The organism is Pseudomonas sp. E1BtOHC1 (genome assembly GCF_058744285.1).
Genome location: NZ_CP196023.1, coordinates 6,265,873 through 6,288,566, shown reverse-complemented (window position 1 = coordinate 6,288,566; position 22,694 = coordinate 6,265,873). Strand labels below are relative to the sequence as shown.

Annotated in this window: 25 protein-coding genes; 20 read left to right on the top strand and 5 right to left on the bottom strand. The window is 58.6% G+C overall.

Annotated features, from left to right (window positions below; all coding sequences use genetic code 11):
• Positions 1-59 precede the first annotated feature (59 nt).
• The 3 genes from ACSSVC_RS28375 to ACSSVC_RS28365 are packed head-to-tail and all read right to left on the bottom strand — an operon-like array spanning position 60 to position 3,649.
• A complete protein-coding gene (locus ACSSVC_RS28375) occupies positions 60-647 on the bottom strand; it encodes a cob(I)yrinic acid a,c-diamide adenosyltransferase (protein WP_346632448.1) in 588 nt (195 codons plus the stop codon).
• Between the two features lie 2 nt (positions 648-649).
• On the bottom strand, positions 650-2,686 hold the full coding sequence (locus tag ACSSVC_RS28370; RefSeq protein ID WP_346632447.1) for a sensor histidine kinase: 2,037 nt from the start codon (positions 2,684-2,686) through the stop codon (positions 650-652).
• A 45-nt stretch (positions 2,687-2,731) separates the two neighbouring features.
• Positions 2,732-3,649, bottom strand: coding sequence for a putative 2-dehydropantoate 2-reductase (locus ACSSVC_RS28365; RefSeq protein WP_492611749.1), 918 nt, complete (start codon positions 3,647-3,649; stop codon positions 2,732-2,734).
• Positions 3,650-3,792: 143 nt separating this feature from the next.
• Here ACSSVC_RS28365 and ACSSVC_RS28360 point away from each other — a divergent pair, with 143 nt between their 5' ends.
• Both ACSSVC_RS28360 and ACSSVC_RS28355 read left to right on the top strand, forming a co-directional pair.
• On the top strand, positions 3,793-4,278 hold the full coding sequence (locus tag ACSSVC_RS28360) for a YajQ family cyclic di-GMP-binding protein (RefSeq protein WP_346632445.1): 486 nt from the start codon (positions 3,793-3,795) through the stop codon (positions 4,276-4,278).
• 136 nt (positions 4,279-4,414) lie between these two features.
• Positions 4,415-5,257 (top strand): mechanosensitive ion channel family protein, encoded by an 843-nt coding sequence (locus ACSSVC_RS28355; protein ID WP_346632444.1) that lies wholly within the window; start codon positions 4,415-4,417, stop codon positions 5,255-5,257.
• A gap of 278 nt (positions 5,258-5,535) precedes the next feature.
• Here ACSSVC_RS28355 and ACSSVC_RS28350 read toward each other — a convergent pair whose 3' ends face one another.
• Positions 5,536-6,876 carry an OprD family porin gene (locus ACSSVC_RS28350; protein ID WP_102860552.1) on the bottom strand — a complete coding sequence of 447 codons (1,341 nt, stop codon included), beginning with the start codon at positions 6,874-6,876 and terminating at the stop codon, positions 5,536-5,538.
• A gap of 931 nt (positions 6,877-7,807) precedes the next feature.
• Here ACSSVC_RS28350 and ACSSVC_RS28345 point away from each other — a divergent pair.
• Together ACSSVC_RS28345 and ACSSVC_RS28340 are read left to right on the top strand one after the other, a co-directional pair.
• On the top strand, positions 7,808-8,233 hold the full coding sequence (locus ACSSVC_RS28345; protein WP_492611748.1) for an HIT domain-containing protein: 426 nt from the start codon (positions 7,808-7,810) through the stop codon (positions 8,231-8,233).
• Positions 8,234-8,236: 3 nt separating this feature from the next.
• Positions 8,237-8,443: a SlyX family protein gene (locus ACSSVC_RS28340; RefSeq protein WP_346632442.1), complete on the top strand. Its 207-nt coding sequence runs from the start codon at positions 8,237-8,239 to the stop codon at positions 8,441-8,443.
• 66 nt (positions 8,444-8,509) lie between these two features.
• On the opposite strand, the gene ACSSVC_RS28335 is transcribed toward ACSSVC_RS28340, so the two are convergent.
• Positions 8,510-9,115, bottom strand: a complete 606-nt coding sequence (locus ACSSVC_RS28335; RefSeq protein WP_346632441.1) for a cold shock domain-containing protein membrane protein — start codon at positions 9,113-9,115, stop codon at positions 8,510-8,512.
• A gap of 464 nt (positions 9,116-9,579) precedes the next feature.
• Here ACSSVC_RS28335 and ACSSVC_RS28330 point away from each other — a divergent pair, with 464 nt between their 5' ends.
• From ACSSVC_RS28330 to queC, 16 genes are all read left to right on the top strand, one after another.
• Positions 9,580-10,053, top strand: coding sequence for a Dps family protein (locus tag ACSSVC_RS28330; protein WP_011063023.1), 474 nt, complete (start codon positions 9,580-9,582; stop codon positions 10,051-10,053).
• 188 nt (positions 10,054-10,241) lie between these two features.
• Positions 10,242-10,463, top strand: coding sequence for an FmdB family zinc ribbon protein (locus tag ACSSVC_RS28325; RefSeq protein WP_010457489.1), 222 nt, complete (start codon positions 10,242-10,244; stop codon positions 10,461-10,463).
• A 95-nt stretch (positions 10,464-10,558) separates the two neighbouring features.
• Entirely contained in the window at positions 10,559-12,334 is a 1,776-nt protein-coding gene (gene aspS / locus ACSSVC_RS28320; protein WP_346632440.1) for an aspartate--tRNA ligase, read from the top strand.
• 112 nt (positions 12,335-12,446) lie between these two features.
• On the top strand, positions 12,447-13,193 hold the full coding sequence (locus ACSSVC_RS28315) for a YebC/PmpR family DNA-binding transcriptional regulator (RefSeq protein WP_346632439.1): 747 nt from the start codon (positions 12,447-12,449) through the stop codon (positions 13,191-13,193).
• Between the two features lie 129 nt (positions 13,194-13,322).
• Positions 13,323-13,847, top strand: coding sequence for a crossover junction endodeoxyribonuclease RuvC (gene ruvC, locus ACSSVC_RS28310; protein ID WP_011063020.1), 525 nt, complete (start codon positions 13,323-13,325; stop codon positions 13,845-13,847).
• A gap of 114 nt (positions 13,848-13,961) precedes the next feature.
• Entirely contained in the window at positions 13,962-14,570 is a 609-nt protein-coding gene (ruvA, locus tag ACSSVC_RS28305) for a Holliday junction branch migration protein RuvA (protein ID WP_123726120.1), read from the top strand.
• A complete protein-coding gene (gene ruvB, locus ACSSVC_RS28300) occupies positions 14,571-15,629 on the top strand; it encodes a Holliday junction branch migration DNA helicase RuvB (RefSeq protein WP_011063018.1) in 1,059 nt (352 codons plus the stop codon). It abuts the gene before it with no gap.
• A gap of 138 nt (positions 15,630-15,767) precedes the next feature.
• Positions 15,768-16,235: a tol-pal system-associated acyl-CoA thioesterase gene (gene ybgC, locus ACSSVC_RS28295; RefSeq protein ID WP_446439192.1), complete on the top strand. Its 468-nt coding sequence runs from the start codon at positions 15,768-15,770 to the stop codon at positions 16,233-16,235.
• On the top strand, positions 16,225-16,920 hold the full coding sequence (gene tolQ / locus ACSSVC_RS28290) for a protein TolQ (RefSeq protein WP_011063016.1): 696 nt from the start codon (positions 16,225-16,227) through the stop codon (positions 16,918-16,920). Before ybgC ends, tolQ begins: the two co-directional genes overlap by 11 nt.
• Before the next feature lie 13 nt (positions 16,921-16,933).
• Entirely contained in the window at positions 16,934-17,386 is a 453-nt protein-coding gene (gene tolR, locus ACSSVC_RS28285) for a protein TolR (RefSeq protein WP_011063015.1), read from the top strand.
• A complete protein-coding gene (gene tolA, locus ACSSVC_RS28280) occupies positions 17,386-18,447 on the top strand; it encodes a cell envelope integrity protein TolA (protein ID WP_346632437.1) in 1,062 nt (353 codons plus the stop codon). The genes tolR and tolA overlap by 1 nt, the downstream gene beginning before the upstream one ends.
• A 17-nt stretch (positions 18,448-18,464) precedes the next feature.
• Positions 18,465-19,745 (top strand): Tol-Pal system beta propeller repeat protein TolB, encoded by a 1,281-nt coding sequence (gene tolB, locus ACSSVC_RS28275; RefSeq protein ID WP_015636767.1) that lies wholly within the window; start codon positions 18,465-18,467, stop codon positions 19,743-19,745.
• 53 nt (positions 19,746-19,798) lie between these two features.
• A complete protein-coding gene (gene pal, locus ACSSVC_RS28270) occupies positions 19,799-20,296 on the top strand; it encodes a peptidoglycan-associated lipoprotein Pal (protein WP_003227510.1) in 498 nt (165 codons plus the stop codon).
• A 6-nt stretch (positions 20,297-20,302) separates the two neighbouring features.
• Positions 20,303-21,127 carry a tol-pal system protein YbgF gene (gene ybgF, locus ACSSVC_RS28265; protein ID WP_123726123.1) on the top strand — a complete coding sequence of 275 codons (825 nt, stop codon included), beginning with the start codon at positions 20,303-20,305 and terminating at the stop codon, positions 21,125-21,127.
• Positions 21,128-21,293: 166 nt separating this feature from the next.
• On the top strand, positions 21,294-21,941 hold the full coding sequence (gene queE, locus ACSSVC_RS28260; protein WP_123726124.1) for a 7-carboxy-7-deazaguanine synthase QueE: 648 nt from the start codon (positions 21,294-21,296) through the stop codon (positions 21,939-21,941).
• 28 nt (positions 21,942-21,969) lie between these two features.
• Entirely contained in the window at positions 21,970-22,644 is a 675-nt protein-coding gene (gene queC, locus ACSSVC_RS28255) for a 7-cyano-7-deazaguanine synthase QueC (protein ID WP_162884155.1), read from the top strand.
• Positions 22,645-22,694: the final 50 nt, after the last annotated feature.

The following is a 22,694-nucleotide window of genomic DNA, read 5'->3' as shown; positions in this document are numbered from 1 at the left end:
GCTTGCCAGCGAAGGCGTCGTTGGGCGTTGTGCAAACCTTTTCGCCGGCAAGCCGGCGCCTACGCAGAGGGGGTGGGTTTGGCGGCGGCCTGCCAGAGGATTTCGGCGATGCCTTGGCGCTTGGCAATCAGGCGTGCGGCGACAAACAGCAGGTCCGACAGGCGATTGATGTAGGCCAGTCCTACTCCCTGCAAGGGTTCCACCGCATTCAGGTGTTGGCAGCGACGCTCGGCGCTGCGAGCCAGGCTGCGGCAAACATGGGCCTGGGCGATCAGTGACGAACCACCGGGCAGGATGAAGTTCTCCAGGGGGCCCAGCTCTTCATTCCAGACATCGATGGCCGCCTCAAGACGCTCCACCTCGGCCTCGTTGAGTGCTTGATACACCGGCATTGCCAGTTCGCCCCCCAGATCGAACAGCCGGTGCTGACAGGGTGCCAATACCTCGATGACTTCCTTGAAGCCCGGGCAGGTATCAACCTGCTCCTCCAGGCCGGCCAGGAGCAGTCCCAGCTGGCTGTTCAAGGTGTCGACTTCACCAATGGCTTCCACTCGAGGATGATCCTTGGCAACCCGGCGGCCGTCTCCGAGCCCGGTTTCGCCTTTGTCGCCGGTGCGGGTGTAAATCTTCGACAAGCGAAAACCCATGCTTAGTTCTCCAGTGGTAGGGGTTCTTGAATCTGGGGCTGGCTGCTGGCCAGGGGCAGGCGCAAGGTAAAGCAGGTGCCTTGGCCCCGGGTCGATTGCACTTCCATTTGCCCCTTGTGGTTGTTGGTGATGATGAAGTACGACACTGAAAGTCCGAGTCCGGTGCCCTGGCCGATCTCCTTGGTGGTGAAGAAGGGCTCGAAGGTGCGTTTGCGAACGCTCTCGCTCATGCCGATACCGTTGTCTTCCACCTGGATTTCCGCCCAGGGAGGATTGAGTCGGGTACGCAGGATGATGCGTCCCGGTTCGCTGTCGTCATCGCGCTGATGAATGGCCTGGGCTGCGTTCTTCAGCAGATTGAGCAGCACCTGCTCCAGTTCGTTGGCGGTGCCCGGGACCGGGCCCAGATTCGGGTCGAACTGGCGAATGATGGCCTGGCCCTTGAAGTCGAAACCTATGGCCAGGTCGAAGTCGTTGCTGGCGATTTCTACCGCCTGGTCGATCAGTGCCGGCAGGTCGCACGGCGCCATCTGCCGATTGCTGCGTCGGCTGAAACTGAGCATGTGGGTGACGATTTTTGCTGCCCGGGCCCCAGCTTGTTGAATGCCGTCCAGCAGGAGTGGTACTTCACGGCTGTCCAGGTAGCGATTGACGGTTTGCAGTTCGACGCCGATCTGCTGCGCATGTTCGAGGTTCTTTGGCAGTTCGGGCGATAGCCGGCGGCGAATGTTCTGCACGTTGTGCAGGATCGCTCCCAAAGGGTTGTTGATCTCGTGGGCCATGCCGGCCGCAAGACCACCCACCGAAAGCATCTTCTCCGATTGCACCATCATTTCTTCCAGGGACAGGCGCTGGGTGATGTCGTCGATCCGGATCACCACGCCGCGTCCGGCGCCGCCCATCAGTGGGTAGAAGGTCAGGGCATAGTGCTTGGCCTCCTCATCCTTGAACCAGGTCACCCGCTCGACCTTGGTGACGGTGTGTTGCTCGACGGTTTCCTTGAGTTGCGGCAGGAACGGTTTGAGGGGTTCGAAGGCGAGGAAGATCGGCTGGTTCAGGGCTTCGTCCAGGCGGGTGCCGGACAGGGCGCTGGCCTCCTGGTTCCATTGGGTAACGTACAGCTGTTCGTCCAGCGCGATCAGCGCCGAGGGCATGGAGTCGATGATGCTGTTGAGGTAGTTCTGGAAGCCGGTGAGCTTCTTCTCGATCTTGCTGCGCACCTGGACTTCCAGTTCCAGCTTGCGGTTGGTATGGCGGGTTTCTTCCGCCAGTCCCTGGGCCTGATCGTAGGCGGCCTGGGAGTCGTCCCGGGCACGCTTGAGCTGTTGCTCCCGGGCTTCGATACGCGACAGCATGGTGTTGAAGGCTTCCGCCAGGCTGCCGATTTCATCGTGGTTGCCCCGGGAGGCGCGCAGCGAGTAGTTCTCCTCGCGAGTCACCTGACGCGAAAGCACTTCGAGCTGGTGAATCGGTTGGGTGATCAGGCGCTTGATCTGCCGCGCGATGATCAACCACAGCAACACGCTGAAAATGAGGATCCCGAGGCTTGCGGTGAGGGTGCCAGTGTAGAACGCCATTGGCAGTTCGCTGGTGGCCACCAGCAACAGATGGCCTGGCGCCTGGCCCGGGCGAGGCAAAGCGATCACTTGGTTGCTGCGAAATTCGGTCAGTTGCCAGGCTTCGATGTGCCGGTAGCGTTCGGGCAGCTTGAGGTGCTCTCCGTGTTGCAGTTGGGCCAGACGCATGCCCTTGCCGTCATAGAGGGCGGCCGCGCGCAGCGGGGTATAGCTGTCCAGCTCGCTGAGCAGCTTTTGTGCATCTTCGGGAGAGTTCAGAGCCTGTACCGCCAAGGCCGGGTTGGAGACCAGCCGGCCGATGGTCTGCAGTGCCTGGGGCGCCATGCTTTCCTGGGATATCCAGTAAGCGGCGCTGATAAAGGTCAGATTGGCGACCAACAGCACGGTGGTCAACAGGACAAGCAGGGCGGCCAGGAGCTTTTGGCCCACGGGCAGGTTTTCAAGACGCTGGCGCAATGGCATCGGCTATATCGCTGGAGATGAGCAAGTGGGCAGCGTAGCCGCTGCTCAGGCGCTGGGCAATCCGCGTAGACGCAGGTGTCTCACCAGGCGTTGCTGCAACTGTTGCAGATGAGGCAGCTGCAAGCGGTGACGGGCCGCGGCCTGGCAGGCATAGCCCAGTAAATAGCTGATTTCGGTCCGTCGTTGACTGGCCACATCCTGATACATCGAGGAGTAGTTGGCGGCGGTGGCCTGGATGACCCGTTCCACCTCTTGCTGCAGGTTTTCCGCCGCGGTGGGTTGTCCGCAGCATTGCAACAACTCGCTCAGCTCGGCGCACAAGGTTGCCACTTCACATTGGTGTTGCTGCAGGCCGCCGTTGCGGCAGTCGTGCAGCACCGTCAAAGGATTGATTGCACAATTGAGCGCCAGCTTGCGCCAGAGTCGGGTCAGTATCTGGGTGCTCCATTCGTGAGGAATGCCACTGGCGCTCAACTCATCCAGCCAGATCGGTGGGGTAGGGTGGCCTGAGTCGCCAAGCCAGGTGTAGCCATGGCCGGCAAAGACCACACGCCAGTCACCATCGCGAAATGCGCCTTCGGTGCTGGAGGCGGCGATGCAGCGCGCGTTGGGCACTCTGGCGGCCACCGCGTCCTGGCTGCCCAGGCCATTTTGCAGCAGGATCAGTTCGGCGCCCTGGGCCAGGCGGGGGGCGATACTGGCCACCGCCGCTTCGGCGTCGTAGGCCTTGCACGCCAGCAGCAGGCGGTGGATAGGTGCGGGGCTATCGCAGGTTTCCCCGGGAATCGCCTGCAAGCTGCTTTGGCCCTGCTCTACCAGGGTCAGGCCGCCCGCCGCCTGATAGGCCTGTAGGCGTGCCTGATCGCGCAGTATCAGGCGTACCGGCAAGCCGGCGCGGGCCAGGCGGGTGGCCCACAAGGTGCCGAGGCTGCCGGCGCCGAGAACATGCCAGGTCGTGGACATCAAGTTTTCGCTCTGTTTGGCAGCCCCGCAGAGGGCGCGCGGTGAAGGAGGGGAAAGACCCGTTATAATGAGCGCGGATTTTAACCGCAAGCCGGGCGTGTTCGATGTTTTGAACAGCGCCCCTTTTTATTTGGAGAGATTACATGCCGTCGTTTGACGTGGTATCCGAACTGGACAAGCACGAAGTCACCAACGCGGTGGAAAACGCCGTCAAGGAACTGGACCGCCGCTATGACTTGAAGGGCAAGGGTAGCTTCGAGTTCAAGGAAAAGGATCTGGCCGTCAACCTGACCGCCGAAGCCGAATTCCAGCTCGAGGCCATGATCGAGATCCTCAAGCTGGCCCTGGTCAAGCGCAAGATCGACGTGCAGTGCCTGGAGGTCAAGGACGCCTACGCCTCGGGCAAGGTGATGAAGCAGGAGGCCGTACTCAAGGAAGGTATCGATAAAGAGTTGGCGAAGAAGATCGTCGCTCATATCAAGGATGCCAAGCTGAAAGTACAGGCTGCCATTCAAGGCGAGCAGGTACGCGTCACTGGCAAGAAGCGCGACGATCTGCAAGAGGCCATCGCCGCTCTGCGTGCCAAAGAATTCGGCATGCCGCTGCAGTTCAACAACTTCCGCGACTGATCCGCTTCTCCGGGAACCTCTAGAGCTTTTTGGCGTCCGAGGCCGGAGCAATGGCAGAAACGATTGAGCTCCAGGCGAGCCGGTCGTTCTGCCGGTCAGTCAAGCACGCCGTAACCCCGGGAATCTGGAGAGATAGATGGATTTGAACGCTGAAGTAGACAACCTGGTCCGGGCTTCCCAAGCCTGGATTCCCATGATCATGGAATACGGCAGCCGTGTGCTGCTGGCGGTACTCACCCTGGCCATCGGCTGGTGGCTGATCAACAAGTTGACTCATAAAGTGGGCAAGCTGCTGGCGCTGCGCAATGCCGATCTGGCGTTACAAGGCTTTATCAGCAGCTTGGCCAACATCATTCTCAAGGTGCTGCTGATCGTCAGTGTGGCCTCGATGATTGGTGTAGAAACCACCTCTTTCGTCGCCGCGATCGGTGCCGCCGGTCTGGCCATCGGCCTGGCCTTGCAAGGCAGTCTGGCGAACTTCGCCGGCGGGGTGCTGATCCTGCTGTTCCGTCCGTTCCGCATTGGCGATTTCATCGAAGCTCAGGGCATCAGCGGTAGCGTGGACAGCATTCAGATCTTCCACACCGTGCTGCGTACCGGTGACAACAAGACGGTGATCGTGCCCAACGGCAATCTGTCCAACGGCATCATCACCAACTACAACCGTCAGCCGACCCGCAAGGTAGTGTTCGACGTGGGTGTGGATTATGACGCGGACCTGCAGAAGGCCCGTGAAGTGTTGCTGGAGCTGGCCAAGGATGAGCGTGTACTGGCCGATCCGGCGCCAGTAGCAGTGGTTTCCACTTTGGGCGACAGCGCGATTACCCTGTCATTGCGGGTGTGGGTCAAGACGGCGGATTACTGGGATGTGATGTTCCGGTTCAATGAATTGTCCCGTGATCGCTTGAAGGCGGCAGGTATTGATATTCCCTTTCCACAGCGAGTCATTCGTGTGGTTCAGGAAGCGGCAACGCAATAAGTCAGTTTTATGAGTTGGCCGTTCGGTCAACTAGTGCTGTTCAAGACAAGGGGCTATCAGCCCCTTGTTTGTTTTCACGGGCGGCCATTGATAACTATCAAGTTGCAATCAGCGTCAGCGGACAACAACTATTGATGCTTGCCTGCTTAGTTAGCTTGCTATTTAGTTTGTCTTTTCGTCGCCAATGTTTTTTGCAAGCATAAAAAAACCGCCGACCTGATTCAGGGCGGCGGTTTTTATTTTAACTGCGTGTTAGTGCATTCAGCTGAGCACTGAAATTACAAGATGCTCAGTGGATACTCTACGATCAGACGCAGGTCGTTCAGGTTGTCGTAGTTGGTCGCGCGGTAATCGCTGTTGGTACCACGATAGATCGCGTTACGCAGACGGAAGGACAAGTCCTTGGCCGGGCCTTCCTGCAGTACGTACTTGGCTTCTACGTCCCACTCGTGCTCTTTGCCATCGCTGGAGTCGGCAACGGTAACGTTGCTGCCACGAATGTAGCGGGTCATGAAGCTCAGGCCAGGTACGCCGAAGGAGGCCATGTTCAGGTCGTAGCGCGCCTGCCAGGATTTCTCGTCTTCACCAACGAAGTCGGAGATCTGCACGGAGTTGGCTACGTAAACGGTACCGCCACCGTCGACGCCGTAGTTGTAACCGGTTTTACCAGCGGACTGCTGGAAGGCCAGGGTGAACTTGTGGGCTTCGATGCTATAGGCGGCTGCCAGGCTCCAGACGCGGTTGTCCAGGTCGCCGGCCAGTTTCTTGCCGTCGTCCTTGCTGCGGTAGCCGTTGAAGTCGAAGTTCAACGACTGTTTGTCGCTCAGTGGCAGGGTGTAGTTGACGTTGACGTACTGCTTCTTCCAGTAGTCTTCAACGTCGGAGGCGTGCACGGCGAAAATGAAGTTCTCAAGACCCGAGTAGGTGAAGCCAGCGATGTTCGCTGCGCTCAGCCCTGGGTTTTGCTTGCCGGTGACACGGCTGCGACCGTTGATGCTGTCACGGCCCATGCCGGTTTGCGCGCTCAGAGCGGTGAAGCGACCGGCGCTCAGTTCCAGACCCTTGATCTCGTTGCTGGTGATCAGGGTACCGGTGGCGACTTCAGGCAACAGACGGCCGTCGTCGGTGGTGAAGACCGGGCTGGATACGAACTGGTTGCCGTATTTCAGAACGGTGTCGGAGATGCGGAATTTCGCTGCCGCGCCCAGTTTGGACTGAGTGTTTTCCGGTTCGCCGGAACCATTGGTAGCGAACAAACCGTTACCGGCACGACCTGCGCCGCCGTCGAGTTTCACGCTGCCCATGGCCATGGCATCGACACCGACACCGACAGTGCCCTGGGTGAAGCCGGATTGATAGTTGAGCAACTCGCTGATACCGGTGTCTTGACGGTAGCCGCTGGTTTTATCGTCAGTACCAGTGGTGTAAGTACCGTTACCACGACGCACGTTGCCCACGCCGTCTTTATAGTCACGGTTCATGTACATCGCACGGGTTTTCGCGGTCAGGGTGCTGTCTTCGATAAAGCCCTTTGCGTCGTCCTGGGAGGACGCGATTGCGAACTGCGAGGTGCCTGCTGATACAGCCAGGGCGATCATGCTCCACTTCATCACGCGCATCGTGATTTGCTCCTTTGGTTTTTAGAAGAGTACTGCCGTCCCACCTGTTTTATTATCTGGGCGGCTCTTTCTTTTTGTGTCGGCGCAAACTTATATCACGCTGACAATGTTGGCGATACTTGCCTATCTATCCTTTCAGCTTCTTTACGACCCTGTCGCAAATTGCTCGATCGGTGTCGCAATTCTGCAGTCAGTCTGTATCCGGACCAACAACTTATGCAGTGTTCTTCGAAGCAATATCACGAGGAATTAAGCCCCCCATGCACACACTCTACAAAGCACCGCGGGGCAACCCTGCCACTATTATTATGAGTCTGTGATGGGCCACTTCGGATGGCCCGCCGCAGACGATGTCGGGTTGAATGCAACAAGCGTGCACAAATCGAATTTGCTCCGTCTTTTTTCTTCTGGGCGGCATGCCGACCTGTAAAAACCGCATAAAATCGCCATTTCAAGCGTCTTTTTGTTTGGCTTGACGCGATGCTCTTCCTGGTGCAGGACTGTGCAATAAGTTGCACAGCGTGCCAAAACGTTACCGCTGCACACTGCAAAGTGAGTAAACGGCGGATGCTTGAGGAATTTAGCGTAGACCGCCTGTGCGATTCTGGTGCAAAACTTTTGCAACGCTGTGCACGGTTCATACAGTAGTGGGCAGATAGAGTGAGGAACATCAATGGCTTAGCCAGTCACTTTTTGGGCATTTTCTGCGTGTTGTGCGCAAATGGTGCGAGATGCAGGAAAGTGTTCTGCTATGGGGCGTGGCTCTTGCATTGAAGTCGGCTCCTTGCCGGGAGTAAGAAGGCGCTATCGGGGCTCAGGCTCATTGACCATGAAGCCCAATGCATTCGCAGGTATGCTGCGCGTCTGTCGCCTGGCGAGTGTCGTTGATGCTGAGGGCCAGGCTGGAATGAGCTGAGCGGGAGTAAGCGCGGTGTTCACTTTAGATTCACGGCTGCAACAAGACACATTGCCTATCGGGGATTTCCCCCTCTGTCGGTTGCTGCTGTCCAATGACGCAAACTATCCCTGGTTCATCCTGGTGCCACGTCGAGAAGATATCAGCGAGTTGTTTCAGCTGGATGTCACCGACCAGCAGCAACTGTTGCAGGAAACCACGGTTCTGGCTGAAGTGCTCAAGGACTCCTTCGACGCCGACAAGATGAATGTGGCAACCCTGGGTAACGTGGTCAGCCAGTTGCATATGCATGTAATCGTGCGTAAGCGCGATGATGTGGCTTGGCCTGCGCCGGTATGGGGCAAGCACCCGGCCAAACCTTACAATTCGCAGCAGGTTGCGGCGATCCGTGATCGGCTGCGGGTGGTGTTGGCCAATGATTTCCAGTTTCTGGAGGGCTGAGTCATGAGTCTGGAAGAACGTGTAACCGATCTGGAGAGCCGCCTGGCGTTCCAAGACGACACCATTCAAGCCTTGAACGATGTTCTGGTATCGCAACAGAAGATTGTGGAACGCCTGCAGTTGCAGATGAGTGCCTTGCTCAAGCGTCAGGAAGAAATGGTCGGGCAGTTCGAATCTTTCGAGGAGGAGGCGCCGCCCCCGCATTATTGAGGGAGAGCAGCTGTCTTTGAGGTATAAAAAAACCGCGCCTTGGCGCGGTTTTTTTGTGGGCGCGGATCAGCGGCGCGGCAATGCAGCGATGACATCTTCGGCTTGCAGGCCCTTGTCGCGGTTCATCACCGAAAACTCTACGCGCTGGCCTTCTACCAGGACACGGTGGCCTTCTCCGCGAATGGCGCGAAAGTGTACGAAGATATCGTCGCCGGAGTCCCGGGAGATAAAGCCGAAACCCTTGGACGTGTTGAACCACTTCACGGTGCCGGTATCGCGGTTGCTCATGTCGTAGGCAGGCGCTGCGGAGGCCGCCGGTGAGGACTTGTAAAAGCTGATGGCCAGATGCAGGACCACGGCGAGCAGAGCGGTCAGCAGGCTGACCAGGACCGCCGGTTGGCCACCAATGACTGGCATTGGTGCCAGCAGGGTGAGGGTTTGCAGGACGACGACCAGTACCAGCAGGGCGCTGACCAGATTCTGCAGATGATGGCGCGAGCCTTTGTTCCAGTAAGGGATAACTGGAGCGAGGATCAGGTTGAGCAGGCCGAAAAGGGCCAGGTAAATAGCATCGGGTTGTTGCAGGTAGGGAATTGCGTCGGATCTAAGGCTCGGAATCAAGGACAGCAGCAAAGCTGCAATGCCTGTCAGCAGGTGGACGATTTTCAACATTTTGATTAACTCACGTTAAGAAGGAAGCACAAGGAAGAGCTGATCACGCACGGTTCGCTTCTGAACAAATAGGTGAGGCGGTGGTTACGTACGCGGTGTCAGCCTATGCGCGCTGGCCGAAGAAATAGGCAACAGCGACACGGGCTCTATTTAACAGCAAAGCCCAGGCCTTCTCAAATCAGTAGCGGCCCTCGGCGGGAGGCTGGAAATGCAGCGGGGCAGGTGGTGGATTCGCAGCATCGGGCAAAGACCTGTTCTAGACGGATGGCAGAGGTTTTTTCAAGGAACGTCGGTTTTCCCCTGCTGTCAGAGCTGGCTCGAACTCAACGCTTAAAAGCCTTGGCTGGGCCGCGAGACAATCCACCGCAGGCGGATCGACGATCCGGGTCGGCGGGGGAGCAGTACTCTTGCTAGAGTGGTCCGGCAGCTGATTGGGTGAATCCATCCCGTTAACGGAGAGAAACATGGCAATTGATATCGGTATCAGCGAAGAAGATCGTAAATCCATCGTCGACGGTCTTTCCCGTCTGCTTTCGGATACTTACGTGTTGTACCTGAAAACCCATAACTTCCATTGGAACGTCACCGGCCCACAATTTCGCACCCTGCACCTGATGTTCGAAGAGCAATACAACGAACTGGCCCTGGCCGTTGACCTGATTGCCGAACGTATCCGTGCCTTGGGCTTCCCGGCTCCAGGCGCCTATTCCATTTATGCCCGACTGTCCTCGATCAAGGAGGAGGAGGGCGTGCCGGCGGCTGAAGAAATGATCAAACAGCTGGTGGCCGGTCAGGAAGCGGTAACCCGCACCGCCCGCGGCATCTTTCCGTTGCTGGACAAAGTCAGCGATGAGCCGACCGCGGATCTGCTGACCCAGCGTATGCAGGTGCATGAAAAAACCGCGTGGATGCTGCGCTCTCTGCTGGAAAATCGTTAAGCCTGTAATAGCGAATGGCGTCCAAGGCGTCATTCGCACCTTTTCGCAGCGTCCGCTATCTATATGGTCATACGGCTGCACAGGGCCGATTTAATGGATATAATCCCGCTCTTTGCTAGGTAGCCCGAGCTTTGGCGTGGGCTCTGGCTGTAGTTCAAGCAGTAATCTGGATTGCCGAGACGCTCCCCATGCCCATGTACGACTACCAATGCGCTTCCTGTGGTCATCAGTTGGAAGCCATTCAAAAGATCAGCGCCGCGCCGCTGGTCGACTGCCCTGCCTGCCAGGCGCCTGAACTGAAAAAGATGCTGTCCATGCCCGGTTTCCGCCTCAGTGGTACTGGCTGGTATGAAACTGACTTCAAGACCGGCTCCAAGAAGAACCTGGCCGGTGGCGACAAAGCTGACTAAGTTGAACGACACGCGCGAGTTCTTGCACTATCCGGCACCTTGAGGTGCGCAAGGCCTCCATCGAATTTCGAATTACGAGAAGTGAAACCACTACCATGATGCGCAGCCATTATTGCGGCCAACTGAACGAAAGCCTGGAAGGTCAGGAAGTAACCCTTTGCGGATGGGTCCACCGTCGCCGTGACCATGGCGGAGTGATTTTCCTCGATATCCGTGATCGTGAAGGTCTGGCCCAGGTGGTGTTCGACCCGGACCGCGCTGAAACCTTCGCCGCCGCCGACCGCGTGCGCAGCGAATACGTAGTCAAGATCACCGGTAAGGTGCGTCTGCGTCCGGCCGGTGCCGGCAACGCCAACATGGCTTCGGGCATGATCGAAGTGCTGGGCTACGAGCTGGAAGTGCTGAACGAAGCGGAAACCCCGCCGTTCCCGCTCAACGAATACTCCGACGTGGGTGAAGAAACCCGTCTGCGCTATCGCTTCATCGACCTGCGTCGTCCGGAAATGGCCGAGAAGCTGCGCCTGCGTTCGCGCATGACCACCAGCATCCGTCGCTACCTGGACGAGAACGGTTTCCTCGACGTGGAAACCCCGATCCTGACTCGCGCCACCCCTGAAGGTGCTCGCGACTATCTGGTGCCGAGCCGTACCCATGCCGGCAGCTTCTTCGCTCTGCCGCAATCGCCACAGCTGTTCAAGCAGCTGCTGATGGTGGCCGGCTTCGATCGCTACTATCAGATCGCCAAGTGCTTCCGCGACGAAGACCTGCGTGCCGACCGTCAGCCTGAGTTCACTCAGATCGACATCGAGACCAGCTTCCTCGATGAAAAAGACATCATGGGCCTGACCGAAGGCATGATCCGCAACCTGTTCAAGGAAGTGCTGGATCTGGAATTCGGCGAATTCCCGCACATGACTTTCGAAGAAGCCATGCGTCGCTATGGTTCCGACAAGCCGGACCTGCGCAACCCGCTGGAACTGGTGGACGTTGCCGACCAGCTCAAAGAAGTGGAATTCAAGGTGTTCAGCGGCCCGGCCAACGATCCGAAATGCCGTATTGCCGCCTTGCGCGTTCCAGGCGGGGCGAGCATGCCGCGCAAGCAGATCGACGATTACACCAAGTTTGTCGGCATCTACGGTGCCAAGGGCCTGGCCTACATCAAGGTTAACGAGCGCGCCAAGGGTGTTGAAGGTCTGCAATCGCCGATCGTGAAAAACATCCCGGAAGCCAACCTGAACGTGATCCTGGATCGCGTGGGTGCGGTCGACGGCGATATCGTGTTCTTCGGTGCCGACAAGGCCAAGATCGTCAGCGAAGCCCTGGGCGCCCTGCGCATCAAGCTCGGTCACGACTTGAACCTGCTGACCTGCGAATGGGCTCCGATGTGGGTGGTCGACTTCCCGATGTTCGAAGAAAACGACGACGGTAGCTTCACCGCCTTGCACCACCCGTTCACCGCGCCGAAATGCTCGCCTGAAGAACTGGAAGCCAACCCGGCTACCGCTCTGTCGCGCGCTTACGACATGGTGCTGAACGGCACCGAGCTGGGTGGCGGTTCGATCCGTATCCACCGCAAGGAAATGCAGCAAGCGGTATTCCGCCTGCTGGGTATCAGCGAAGCCGAGCAGGAAGAGAAGTTCGGCTTCCTGCTGGACGCCCTCAAGTACGGCGCGCCGCCGCACGGTGGCCTGGCCTTCGGCCTGGACCGTTTGGTGATGCTGATGACCGGCGCCCAGTCGATCCGTGAAGTGATCGCTTTCCCGAAAACCCAGAGCGCGGCCTGCGTCATGACTCAGGCACCGGGTCTGGTGGATGCCAAGGCTCTGCGCGAGCTGCACATCCGCCTGCGCGAACAGCCCAAGGCTGAGTAAGCCGGCCCGATAAGGCGCACCTTCGGGTGCGCTTTTTCTATGGGTCGAGTTTTTGTTGCCCGCACCCGCCAAGTGGCGTGGGCAATGTTTCAAAGAGAATTTGGAGCAAGTTATGGCAGGTCATTCCAAGTGGGCGAACATCAAGCACCGCAAAGAGCGTCAGGATGCCAAGAGAGGCAAGATCTTCACCAAGTGGATTCGTGAGCTGACCGTTGCCGCCCGCCAGGGCGGTGGCGATCCGAACTCCAATCCGCGTCTGCGCCTGGCCCTGGACAAGGCTCTGGGCGCCAACATGAGTCGCGATATCATCGATCGTGCCATCGCTCGTGGTACCGGTGCTGCCGGCAGCGACGACGTGGTCGAGCTGACCTATGAAGGCTATGGCCCCAACGGCGTGGCGGTGATGGTCGAGTGCATGACCGACAACCGCAACCGCACCGCGGCGGCTGTGCGTCATGCCTTCAGCAAGTGTGGCGGCAACCTGGGCACGGACGGTTCGGTGGCCTATCTGTTCGAGCGCAAGGGGCAGATCACCTTCGCCGAAGGTGTCGATGAAGACGCGTTGATGGAAGCGGCGATGGAAGCCGATGCCGACGACGTGGTCAGCAACGAAGACGGCTCCGTCGATGTGTTTACCTCGTTCGCCGGTTTCTATGGCGTGCGCAATGCCCTGGATGCGGCGGGTTTCACTGCTGCTGACGCGGAAATCGTCATGCTGCCTACCACCAGTGCCGAACTGGATCTGGAAGGTGCGGAAAAGGTTCTCAAGCTGATCGACATGCTGGAAGACCTGGATGACGTGCAGAACGTTTATTCCAACGCAGATATTCCGGAGTCGGTTGCCGAGCAGCTCGGCTGATCCAACTGCACTAACCTTGAAGCCGGATGTGCGAAGCCGCGATGATTGCGCGGCAGGGTACTTCCGGCTTCTGCCTTTTCGCTGTTCCGGTCATGGCCGGCAAGCCTCTTTATTCAAGCAGCAGGCGTTATGACTCTTATTCTTGGCATCGACCCCGGTTCGCGCATTACCGGTTATGGCGTGGTTCGAGACACGGGGCGCGGCTGTGTGTACGTGGCCTCCGGTTGCATCCGTACCGGCGCCGGCGAGCTGCCCGATCGGCTGCAGATCGTCTATCGCGGTGTTCGTGAGGTCATCCAGACCTACGGTCCGGTGACCATGGGGATCGAGAAGGTGTTCATGGCGCGCAACGCCGACTCGGCGCTGAAGCTTGGCCAGGCACGTGGCGCGGCAATTGTCGCCGGCGCCGAAGAAGGGCTGGAGATTGCCGAGTACACTGCCACCCAGGTCAAGCAGGCCGTGGCCGGCACCGGCGGCGCCAATAAGGAGCAGGTGCAGATGATGGTCATGCACCTGCTCAAATTGACCACCAAACCGCAGATCGATGCCTCGGACGCCCTGGCCATTGCCATCTGTCACGCCCACACCCGTTCCAGTCTGTTGCCCCATGGGTTGGGAACGGCACGCAGTCGTGGCGGTCGCTTGCGTCTCTGATAGCATCAGCGCAGTCATTTTAAGGGTTGAGCGTTGTACGCCTGGGTAGCCGGCGCAGACGCTCGCCCAACGAGTCGCCAGCTGCGGGCTGGCCATCGCCTAAGGATCTGAAACGTGATTGGACGCTTGCGCGGCACCCTGGCTGAGAAACAGCCGCCGCACCTGATTCTTGATGTAAACGGGCTGGGGTACGAAGTCGAAGTGCCGATGACCACCTTGTATCGCTTGCCGTCGGTCGGCGAACCCCTGACCTTGCACACCCATTTGGTCGTCCGTGAGGACGCGCAGTTACTCTACGGCTTCGCCAGCAAGCGCGAGCGAGACTTTTTTCGCGAGTTGATCCGTCTCAATGGTGTAGGCCCGAAACTGGCCCTGGCCTTGATGTCCAGCCTTGAGGTGGATGAGCTGGTGCGCTGCGTGCAAGCTCAGGACACTTCGGCCTTGACCAAGGTGCCTGGTGTCGGCAAGAAGACCGCCGAGCGCTTGCTGGTGGAACTCAAGGACCGTTTCAAGGCCTGGGAAGCCGTACCGAGCATGTTTGCCCTGGTGCCAAACCAGCCGGATGCGCCAGTGCCGGTGGCCAGCGCCGAGTCGGATGCGGTCAGTGCGCTGATCTCCCTGGGCTACAAGCCGCAGGAGGCCAGTAAGGCGGTATCTGCGATCAAAGACAAAGGCTTGAGCAGTGAAGACATGATCCGCCGAGCCCTGAAGGGAATGATTTAAGTGATTGAAGCTGACCGTCTGATCGCCGCCACGGGGCCCCGTGAGCGCGAGGAAATCCAGGATCGGGCGATTCGCCCGGTCAGTCTGGCCGACTACATCGGCCAGCCCAGCGTGCGCGAGCAGATGGAGCTGTTCATCCAGGCCGCCCGTGGGCGCAACGAATCCCTGGATCACACCCTGATCTTTGGCCCTCCGGGGCTGGGCAAGACCACATTGGCCAATATCATCGCCGAGGAAATGGGCGTATCGATCAAGAGCACTTCCGGCCCGGTGCTGGAGCGCCCAGGCGATCTGGCGGCGCTGCTGACCAATCTTGAGCCCCATGATGTGCTGTTCATCGACGAGATTCATCGGCTGTCGCCGATCGTCGAGGAAGTGCTGTACCCGGCCATGGAGGACTTTCAGCTCGACATCATGATTGGCGAAGGCCCTGCGGCGCGTTCGATCAAGCTGGACCTGCCGCCGTTCACTCTGGTGGGGGCGACCACGCGTGCGGGGATGCTGACCAATCCGTTGCGCGATCGTTTCGGTATCGTTCAGCGCCTGGAGTTCTATAGCACCGCAGACCTGGCGACCATCGTCAGTCGTTCCGCCGGTATTCTCGGGCTGCCGCTGGACCCGGAAGGCGCCTTCGAGGTGGCTCGGCGCGCCCGGGGTACGCCGCGGATCGCCAACCGCCTGTTGCGTCGGGTACGGGACTTCGCCGAAGTGCGGGCCAAGGGGCATATCACCAAGCCGATCGCTGATCTGGCACTGAACCTGCTGGACGTTGACGAGCGTGGCTTCGACCACCAGGACCGGCGTCTATTGCTGACCATGATCGAGAAGTTCGACGGTGGCCCGGTGGGCGTCGACAGCCTGGCTGCGGCCATCAGCGAGGAGCGCCATACCATCGAGGATGTGCTGGAGCCATATCTGATCCAGCAGGGCTACATCATGCGTACCCCTCGTGGTCGTGTGGTAACCCGGCACGCCTACCTGCACTTCGGGCTAAACATTCCGTCACGAATGGGAGACATGCCCGTGGTAGACGAATTCCTCGATGCCGTGGACGATTAATAACCCGCGCCTTGTCGATTTATTCGGGGTTTGTGCTGTCCTAGGGACTGGCATCGTTAAAACTTCACGAAAAGTCGTTCAAGAATGAAAAAACAGTTGCCTGGCCGGATTGGCAACCTGAGGAGTAAGCACTAGAGTATGCGCGCGCAAAACGGGCTTGAGCCGTTCGCACATCGTTGTCGCGTTTATTACGAGGACACCGATGCCGGCGGCATCGTGTATTACGTTAATTACCTTAAGTTTATGGAGCGGGCTCGAACCGAGCGGCTACGACACCTGGGCTTTGCCCAATCGCAGCTGGCAGGGGAGAACCTGTTATTCGTCGTGCATTCCAGCGAAGCGCGTTATCACGCGCCGGCGCGACTGGACGACGAGCTTCTGGTCAGTGCCCATGTCACCGAATTGAACCGGGTCAGCCTGCGTTTCACTCAGCAGGTCAGGCGATCCACGGATAATGCGCTGCTCTGTGAAGGGCAGTTTTTGGTGGCCTGTGTGCGCGCCGACACTTTCAAACCCCGCGCCATTCCAGACGCTCTGCGTACGGCCTTTGCCGACGAGAGCAGCGCGGGTACACACTCAGAGCAGGAGATAAAGCGTGGAAGCTAACGTCGTCGACCATTCCTCCATGTGGAGCCTGGTCAGCAATGCCAGCGTTGTAGTGCAGTTGGTAATGCTGACCCTGGTTGCCGCATCGGTGACTTCATGGATCATGATCTTTCAGCGCAGCAATCTGCTGCGCGCCGGTCGACGTGCCCTGGAGAGCTTCGAAGAGCGCTTCTGGTCCGGTATCGACCTGTCCAAGCTGTACCGTCAGGCGGGCAGCAACCCAGACCCGGACTCCGGTGTCGAGCAGATTTTCCGTGCCGGTTTCAAGGAGTTCTCCCGTCTGCGCCAGCAACCGGGCGTCGATCCTGAAGCCGTCATGGAAGGCGTAGCCCGCGCCATGCGTGTAGCGATTTCCCGCGAAGAAGAAAAGCTCGAGCAGAGCCTGCCGTTCCTCGCCACCGTCGGTTCGGTCAGTCCATACATTGGTCTGTTCGGTACCGTCTGGGGGATCATGAACTCTTTCCGCGGCCTGGCTCAGGCCCAGCAAGCGACCCTGGCCACTGTGGCCCCGGGTATCGCCGAAGCCCTGATCGCTACGGCCATCGGTCTGTTCGCGGCCATCCCGGCGGTGATCGCCTACAACCGTTTCGCCGCTCGTGGCGAGACGCTGATCAGCCGTTACTACACCTTCGCCGACGAGTTCCAGGCGATCCTGCACCGTAAAGTGCACACCAGCGAAGAGTGAGCAGGTAAACCCCATGGCCCGAGTTCGCCACAAACGCAAGCCGGTTGCCGAGATGAACGTGGTGCCCTACATCGACGTGATGTTGGTACTGCTGGTTATCTTCATGGTGACCGCGCCGATGCTCAACCAGGGCGTGAAAGTTGACCTGCCCAAGGTTTCCAGCGAAGCCTTGCCCCAGGACAACAACACCCAGGTGCTGACCATCTCGATCAAGGCTGACAAGACCTATTACTGGAACCTTGGCAGTGAAGTCGATACCGAAAAGCAACAGGACAAGGCGATGACCTTGCCGCAGATGACCGACGCAGTGACCAAGATCATTCGTGCCGGCAATGAAGGCGGCAAACACACCCAGGTGTTCATTCGCGGTGATAAATCCGTCGACTACGGCGCCGTGATGGGTGCCATGGGCGGCCTGCAGAAAGCCGGAGTCGGTAACGTTGGCTTGATTACCGAGGCGCCCTGATGCACCAACAGCGAGAGCCGTCCGCCTCGGAAAGCTACTTCTGGCCTAGTGTCTGGGCAATTGCCCTGCACGTGCTGGTGTTTGGCATGCTGTTCGTCAGCTTTGCCATGACTCCGGAACTGCCCCCGGCCAAGCCGATCGTTCAGGCGACCCTGTATCAGCTGAAATCGAAGAGTCCGGCGACCACCCAGACCAATCACAAGATTGCGGGTGAGGCGAAGAAATCCGCCGCGCGTCAGACCGAAGCCGAGCAGTTGGAGCAGAAAAAGGTCGAGCAGGAAGAGATCAAGGCTGCGGAACAAAAGAAAGAAGAGGCTGCTCAAAAAGCCGAGGAAGCGAAAAAGGCCGACGAGGCCAAGAAAGCTGACGAAGCGAAGAAGGCTGATGAAGCCAAGAAAACCGCGGAAGCGAAAAAGGCTGAAGAGAAACAATTGGCTGATATAGCCAAGAAGAAATCTGAAGAAGAAGCCAAGAAAGCCGCTGAAGAAGAGGCCAAGAAAAAGGCCGCTGAAGAAGCGAAGAAGAAAATCGTCGAAGACGCGAAGAAGAAAGCCGCGGAAGACGCGAAGAAAAAAGCCGAAGCAGACGAGGCGAAGAAAAAGATCGCCGAGGATGCGAAGAAAAAAGCTGCCGCCGACGCCGCGAAGAAAAAGGCCCAGGAAGCAGCGCGCAAATCTGCCGAAGAGAAAAAGGCCCAGGCCTTGGCGGACTTGCTTTCCGATAAGCCGGAGCGTGAAGCCACGAAATCGGATGAGGTGGGTGACAGTGTCGCGGGCAGTTTCGATGACCTGATTCGTATCCGTGCAGCGGAAGGCTGGGCTCGTCCACCTTCGGCGCGCAAGGGCATGACGGTGGAACTGCGGATCGGCATGTTGCCTGATGGCACGGTGACCACGGTCAGCGTGATCAAGTCCAGTGGTGATGGTCCGTTCGACGCTTCGGCGGTGGCGGCAGTCAAGAACATTGGGCGTTTGACAGAAATGCAGGGTTTGAGTCCGAAGGATTTCGCGCCCTATCGTTCATTCAAGATGACATTCACACCTGAGGATCTAGCCTTGTGAGAAACCTTCTTCGAGGAATGCTTGTCGTTATTTGCTGTATGGCAGGGATAGCGGCAGCGGATGAAAAAAACATTCTGGTCACCAGTGGCAGCGACCGGGCAACGCCTATCGCGGTAGTGCCATTCGGCTGGCAGGGCGGCAGCGTGCTGCCGGACGACATGGCGCAGATCATCGGTGACGACCTGCGCAACTCGGGTTACTACGCACCGATTCCAAAGCAGAACATGATCAGCTTGCCGACCCAGGCCAGCGAAGTCATTTTCCGTGACTGGAAAGCACTGGGCGCCCAGTACGTAATGGTCGGCAGCATTGTTCCGGCGGGCGGTCGCCTGCAGGTGCAATACGCGTTGTTCAACGTCGCCACCGAGCAGCAAGTGCTGACCGGCAGCGTGTCGGGCAGCGTCGACCAACTGCGGGACATGTCGCACTACATCTCCGACCAGTCCTTTGAAAAACTCACCGGCATCAAGGGAGCGTTCTCGACGCGCCTGTTGTATGTGACGGCTGAGCGCTTCTCGGTGAACAACACCCGTTACACCCTGCAGCGTTCGGACTACGACGGCGCACGGGCGGTGACTCTGTTGCAGTCCCGCGAGCCGATCCTGTCGCCGCGTTTCGCTCCTGATGGCAAGCGCATTGCGTATGTGTCGTTCGAGCAGAAGCGTCCGCGGATCTTCGTCCAGCACATCGACACTGGGCGTCGTGAGCAGATCACCAACTTCGAAGGCTTGAACGGTGCGCCTGCCTGGTCGCCTGATGGCACTCGCCTGGCATTCGTTCTGTCCAAGGATGGCAACCCGGATATCTATGTGATGAACATGGCATCCCGGCAAATCAGCCGTGTCACCAGTGGTCCGGGCATCAATACCGAGCCGTTCTGGGGCAAGGATGGTTCCACCATCTATTTCACTTCCGACCGTGGCGGCAAGCCGCAGGTCTATAAAAGCAACATCAATGGCGGTGGCGCCGAGCGTGTGACCTTTATTGGTAACTACAACGCCAACCCGAAACTTTCTGCTGACGAAAAGACCCTGGTAATGATTCACCGCCAGGACGGTTTCACCAACTTCCGGGTGGCGGCTCAGGATTTGCAGCGCGGTAGCGTAAAAATCCTTACAGACACCAACCTTGATGAGTCAGCTACTGTTGCGCCCAACGGCACCATGGTAATCTACGCCACCCGCCAGCAGGGCCGGGGAGTCTTGATGCTCGTGTCCATTAATGGACGTGTGAGGCTCCCGCTTCCTACCGCTCAAGGCGAAGTCAGAGAACCGTCCTGGTCCCCTTACCTGAACTGACGCGGCGCTACAATGTTTCACTTAACACACTGGGGTTCATTAGGAGTTTCACGATGGAAATGTTGAAGTTTGGTAAGTTTGCTGCGCTGGCTCTGGCCATGGCTGTGGCTGTAGGTTGCTCCTCCAAAGGTGGCGACAACGCCGGCGAAGGCGCTGTTGATCCAAACGCTGGTTACGGCGCTAACACTGGTGCTGTTGATGGCTCCCTGAGCGAAGAAGCTGCTCTGCGCGCAATCACCACCTTCTACTTCGAATACGACAGCTCGGACCTGAAGCCAGAAGCCATGCGCGCTCTGGACGTTCACGCCAAAGACCTGAAAGCAAACGGCGCTCGCGTTGTTCTGGAAGGCAACACCGACGAACGTGGTACTCGTGAGTACAACATGGCACTGGGCGAGCGTCGTGCGAAAGCCGTTCAACGCTACCTGGTTCTGCAAGGCGTTTCCCCAGCTCAGCTGGAGCTGGTTTCCTACGGTAAAGAGCGTCCAGTTGCTACTGGCCACGACGAGCAGTCCTGGGCTCAAAACCGTCGCGTCGAACTGCGTAAGTAATTCGTCATGCGAACGTGCCGTCGTGCTGTAACTATTTTGGCTCTCAGTCTCACGCCGCTTGCGGCGTGGTCTGCGGTTCCTGTGGTCGATAACAACTCCGGCTATAACAATAGCGGGAGCAGTTATCCGCCAGCGGGTTATGGCACGAACGGCGCCTATGCCGGGGGAGGGGTTTCGACCCCTGTCTCGGCACAGGGCGAGCTGTTCCAGCAACTGCAGCAAATGCAGGAACAGATTGCACGCCAACAGGGTGTGATCGAAGTTCTGCAAAATGATGTAGCGCGCATGAAGCAAGAAAGCCTGGAGCGATACCAGGATCTTGATCGGCGCATAGGAAGCGGTGTTGCACCTGCCGCAACTCCTGAGAATTCTTCTGCCGGTGGCGATACCAATGCCGCCGGTGCCGCAGCCGGCGCTGCTGCCCAGGCACCAGCCGCCAGCAGCGAACCCGGTGATCCGGCCAAGGAAAAGCTCTATTACGATGCTGCCTTCGATCTGATCAAAGCCAAGGATTTCGACAAGGCCAGCCAGGCTTTCTCGGCATTCCTGCGCAAGTACCCCAACAGTCAGTACGCTGGCAACGCACAGTATTGGCTGGGTGAAGTGAACCTGGCCAAGGGTGATCTGCAAGGTGCAGGTCAGGCGTTCGCCAAGGTTTCCCAGCTGTATCCGAAGCACGCCAAGGTGCCGGACTCGCTGTACAAGCTGGCTGATGTAGAGCGCCGCCTGGGTCATACCGACCGGGTCAAAGGCATTCTGCAGCAGGTGGTAGCCCAGTACCCAGGCACTTCCGCCGCTCAGTTGGCACAACGGGATCTGCAACGCATGTAAATGCGTTGGTAGCCGTTACAAGAAACCCGCGCTTGCCGCGGGTTTTTTCGTTAGAATCCATGCCCTTTTTCTGAAACACGCTTCCTGGGATCTGCGCGATGGCGGGGTTCCTTGAAGTGCCTGACGGAGGCGGACAGCCTGTTTAGCTGTTACGCCCGTGGCGACTATGCAAGACACATTGAGAATCACCGAAGTTTTCTACTCGTTGCAGGGGGAGACTCGGACTGCCGGGCTGCCCACGGTTTTTGTGCGCCTGACCGGATGTCCGCTGCGTTGCCAATACTGCGACAGTGCCTACGCCTTCAGCGGTGGCACCCAACGTACCCTCGACAGCCTGCTGGAGCAGGTTGCCGGTTTTCGCCCGCGTTACGTCTGTGTCACCGGCGGTGAGCCGCTGGCCCAGCCCAATGCCATTCCCTTGCTCAAGCAGCTGTGCGATGCCGGTTATGAAGTGTCGCTGGAAACCAGTGGTGCTCTGGATATCTCCGCGGTGGACCCGCGAGTCAGCCGGATTCTCGACCTGAAGACTCCCGGGTCCGAGGAGTCCCACCGCAATCGCTACGAGAACATCGAGCTGTTGACGGCCAACGATCAGGTCAAGTTTGTCATCTGTTCCCGCGAGGACTATGACTGGGCCGTGTCCAAGCTGATCCAGTACGGCCTGGAGCGACGTGCCGGTGAAGTGCTGTTCTCGCCCAGCCACCATGACCTGAATGCACGGGACCTGGCGGACTGGATCGTCGCTGACAACCTGCCGGTGCGCCTGCAACTGCAACTGCACAAATACCTTTGGAATGATGAGCCGGGGCGCTGATATGACTGAGCAAGCACAGAACCAAGCATTGACCGAAAAACGTGCAGTGATCCTGCTCTCCGGCGGCCTGGACTCGGCCACCGTGGTGGCCATGGCCCGGGCCGAAGGCTACCGCTGCTACACCATGAGTTTCGATTATGGCCAGCGCCATCGTGCCGAGTTGCACGCTGCCGAGCGCGTGGCTCGCGACCTGGGCGTGGTGGAGCACAAGGTGATTGGCCTGAACCTCAACGGTATTGGCGGTTCGGCGCTGACCGACAGTTCCATTGATGTGCCGGAAACGCCCGGTGAAGGTATTCCGGTTACTTATGTGCCGGCACGCAACACCGTGTTCCTGTCCCTGGCCCTTGGCTGGGCGGAAGTTCTGGAGGCGCGGGATATCTTCATTGGCGTCAACGCCGTGGATTACTCCGGCTACCCGGATTGCCGTCCCGAGTTCGTCGAAGCTTTCGAGCGCATGGCCAACCTGGCGACCAAGGCCGGTGTCGAAGGGCAGGGCTTCCGTATCCAGGCGCCTCTGCAGAACCTCAGCAAGGCCGAGATCATCAAGGCTGGGGTACGCCTGGGAGTGGATTACGGGCTGACGGTTTCCTGCTATCAGGCGGACGACAGGGGGCACGCGTGCGGCAAATGTGACAGCTGCCGTCTGCGTGCGGAGGGCTTCAATGCGGCCGGAATCAGCGATCCAACACCTTATTTTTGATTTTTTTCACATAGGGTGTTGAATTCCCGTTAGAAATCAGTATTATACGC

What these genes read in the sequence shown, in the direction of transcription:
- ACSSVC_RS28375 (WP_346632448.1), bottom strand. Translation starts at nt 647, where the DNA reads ATGGGTTTTCGCTTGTCGAAGATTTACACCCGCACCGGCGACAAAGGC.
- ACSSVC_RS28370 (WP_346632447.1), bottom strand. Translation starts at nt 2,686, where the DNA reads ATGCCATTGCGCCAGCGTCTTGAAAACCTGCCCGTGGGCCAAAAGCTC.
- ACSSVC_RS28365 (WP_492611749.1), bottom strand. Translation starts at nt 3,649, where the DNA reads ATGTCCACGACCTGGCATGTTCTCGGCGCCGGCAGCCTCGGCACCTTG.
- ACSSVC_RS28360 (WP_346632445.1), top strand. Translation starts at nt 3,793, where the DNA reads ATGCCGTCGTTTGACGTGGTATCCGAACTGGACAAGCACGAAGTCACC.
- ACSSVC_RS28355 (WP_346632444.1), top strand. Translation starts at nt 4,415, where the DNA reads ATGGATTTGAACGCTGAAGTAGACAACCTGGTCCGGGCTTCCCAAGCC.
- ACSSVC_RS28350 (WP_102860552.1), bottom strand. Translation starts at nt 6,876, where the DNA reads ATGCGCGTGATGAAGTGGAGCATGATCGCCCTGGCTGTATCAGCAGGC.
- ACSSVC_RS28340 (WP_346632442.1), top strand. Translation starts at nt 8,237, where the DNA reads ATGAGTCTGGAAGAACGTGTAACCGATCTGGAGAGCCGCCTGGCGTTC.
- ACSSVC_RS28335 (WP_346632441.1), bottom strand. Translation starts at nt 9,115, where the DNA reads ATGTTGAAAATCGTCCACCTGCTGACAGGCATTGCAGCTTTGCTGCTG.
- ACSSVC_RS28330 (WP_011063023.1), top strand. Translation starts at nt 9,580, where the DNA reads ATGGCAATTGATATCGGTATCAGCGAAGAAGATCGTAAATCCATCGTC.
- ACSSVC_RS28325 (WP_010457489.1), top strand. Translation starts at nt 10,242, where the DNA reads ATGCCCATGTACGACTACCAATGCGCTTCCTGTGGTCATCAGTTGGAA.
- aspS (WP_346632440.1), top strand. Translation starts at nt 10,559, where the DNA reads ATGATGCGCAGCCATTATTGCGGCCAACTGAACGAAAGCCTGGAAGGT.
- ACSSVC_RS28315 (WP_346632439.1), top strand. Translation starts at nt 12,447, where the DNA reads ATGGCAGGTCATTCCAAGTGGGCGAACATCAAGCACCGCAAAGAGCGT.
- ruvC (WP_011063020.1), top strand. Translation starts at nt 13,323, where the DNA reads ATGACTCTTATTCTTGGCATCGACCCCGGTTCGCGCATTACCGGTTAT.
- ybgC (WP_446439192.1), top strand. Translation starts at nt 15,768, where the DNA reads ATGCGCGCGCAAAACGGGCTTGAGCCGTTCGCACATCGTTGTCGCGTT.
- tolR (WP_011063015.1), top strand. Translation starts at nt 16,934, where the DNA reads ATGGCCCGAGTTCGCCACAAACGCAAGCCGGTTGCCGAGATGAACGTG.
- tolA (WP_346632437.1), top strand. Translation starts at nt 17,386, where the DNA reads ATGCACCAACAGCGAGAGCCGTCCGCCTCGGAAAGCTACTTCTGGCCT.
- tolB (WP_015636767.1), top strand. Translation starts at nt 18,465, where the DNA reads ATGCTTGTCGTTATTTGCTGTATGGCAGGGATAGCGGCAGCGGATGAA.
- pal (WP_003227510.1), top strand. Translation starts at nt 19,799, where the DNA reads ATGGAAATGTTGAAGTTTGGTAAGTTTGCTGCGCTGGCTCTGGCCATG.
- ybgF (WP_123726123.1), top strand. Translation starts at nt 20,303, where the DNA reads ATGCGAACGTGCCGTCGTGCTGTAACTATTTTGGCTCTCAGTCTCACG.
- queE (WP_123726124.1), top strand. Translation starts at nt 21,294, where the DNA reads ATGCAAGACACATTGAGAATCACCGAAGTTTTCTACTCGTTGCAGGGG.